The following is a 2,198-nucleotide window of genomic DNA, read 5'->3' on the forward strand; positions in this document are numbered from 1 at the left end:
GATGCTGGTAACTACAAGTTCACCTATAACAATGCGAACTTGGTCATTACGCCTTACATCATTGACCCAAGCAGCAGCAGTGGTCCTAATATTGCAGCGACTGCTAATAACAAGGTTTATGACACGACAACTACAGCGACTGGCGCACTCACGATGACAGGCCTACTGGCTGGTGATGTGGTTAATGCTAACTACGCTAATGCTAACTTTGCTAATGCCAATGTGGGCACCGCTAAGACTGTGACCTTTAGTGGCATTACCTTGTCTGGCCCAGCGGCTGCTAACTATGTCATGAGTACTGCGCAAAACGCAGGTCCAGTAACCGCAACAGCTAACATCACTCCAGCTCCGGTCTACATCACTGGAGGCCTAACAGCCCAAAATAAGGTGTATGACACTACGACTGCGGCAACAGTAACCGCCGGTAATGCCGTTACTCTGTCTGGTGTTCTTGGTAGTGATACGGTGACTGCGCCATCGGCAGGTAACTACGCCAATAGCTTTGCCTTTAGCCAAGCAAACGTAGCTAATAACCTGACTGTGACACCTGTTTTGAACAACAATGGTGCAGTTGCTGGAAGCCTTGCTTTAGGTGGCGCGCAAGCTGCAAACTATTACATTGCGGGTGTTAACATCATCCCAAGTTTGGTAGCGAACATTACACCTAAACCGGTCTACATTACTGCTGGCTTAACTGCGCAAGATAAGGTGTATGACGCAACTACCGTGGCCCACATTACTGCTGGTGCACAAACCTTGTCTGGGGTTTACTTTGCTGACCAAAGCAATGTGTCAGTAGCATCTACTGGCACCTATACCGGTACTTTTGCAAGTCCTAGCGTTAATCAGGGCGCAGCTTGGGCTGTGGCTCCTAATACCAGCTCCACAACCATTAATGGTGTGGGCTACACGACCGTCACAGGCACATCCTTGTCTGGAAGTGCGGCGGGTAACTACTATATTGCGGGCGTCTCTCAATCCTTGAGTGCCAACATTACGCCTGCACCATTGACGATTACTGCAAACAATGCTGCTTCGTTCGTAACCCAAAACTTGAGCGCCTTAGGCTATACCGTCAATGGCCTATTGGGTAGCGATGCTGTTGCCAGTGCTACTACTGCAGCAGTCGTGTCTAGTACAAACTCAACTGCTTTATCTTTTAGCACCGGTGCAGGTACTTACGCCACTACTGTGACTGGTGCAACAGGTAGCGGTCTTGCGAACTACACAATTACTTATAACCCTGGCGTTTACACCATCGTGCCTGCTGGGCAGCTCTTAATTACCACTACAGGCACTACTACGCCTTATGGCACAGCAGGGACTATCCCGGTACCAACGGTCTCTTACCAGACTACTGGTAATGTCGTCATTAGTAACTTGGTAGCAGGCACACCAGTTACTACTAATGGCATCACTACTTACACCTATAGTGATGGGGCAGGTACCAACATTAGCTTTAGCTTGGCACCAACCGGTACTACCTTGAGTGGTTCGGGCAATATTAATGTCGGCACCTATGGTTTAGTAGCCAACAGCTTCACCAAAACTGGTGGAAACTTAACCAGCAGCTCTGCTGTGGTGACTGGTGATTACAACGTCGTGCCATTGGCAGTAACCATTACAGCTACACCAAGAAGTGTGGTCTATAGCGGGGCTGCCCAAAATCAATTGGCTTACACCACCAGCACACCAATCTTGTCTGGCGACTATGTGGCAGTTACGGGCTTGGCCTCTGGCACTAATGTGGGTACCTATAACTCAAGCTTGGTAGTGGGGGGTACTACCTCTGGTAACAACACCAACGACTACACCTTTACCTTGGTCGATAAGCCACTCACGATTACGCCTTACATCATCAACTTTGGTAGTGGCAGCGGCCCAAGCATTAGTGCAACTGCACAAAGTAAACAGTACGACACCACTACAACCACATCTGGTAGCTTGACCATGGGTAACTTGCTCAGTGCAAATGACCAGGTCACTGCAAGCTATGGCGCAGCCAACTTTGATAATGCCAATGTCGGCACCGCGAAAACTGTGACCTTCACTGGTATCGTGCTCGCAGGCCCAGGCTCTGGTAACTATCAGATTGGGGTCGCACCAGTAACTGCAACAGCCAACATCACCCCAGCACCGGTCTATATCACTGGTGGCCTGACAGCTCAGAACAAGGTGTATGACACTACGACTGCAGC

Annotated in this window: 1 protein-coding gene; it reads left to right on the forward strand. The window is 49.6% G+C overall.

Going from position 1 to position 2,198, the window contains the following annotated elements; translation table 11 throughout:
- Positions 1-2,198 (forward strand): YDG domain-containing protein (locus tag ICN13_RS09985; RefSeq protein WP_255534126.1); only part of this gene is annotated, 2,198 nt, incomplete at both ends.

Origin of the sequence: Polynucleobacter sp. MWH-Berg-3C6 (assembly GCF_018881855.1) — a bacterium.
Taxonomy (GTDB): Bacteria; Pseudomonadota; Gammaproteobacteria; order Burkholderiales; family Burkholderiaceae; genus Polynucleobacter.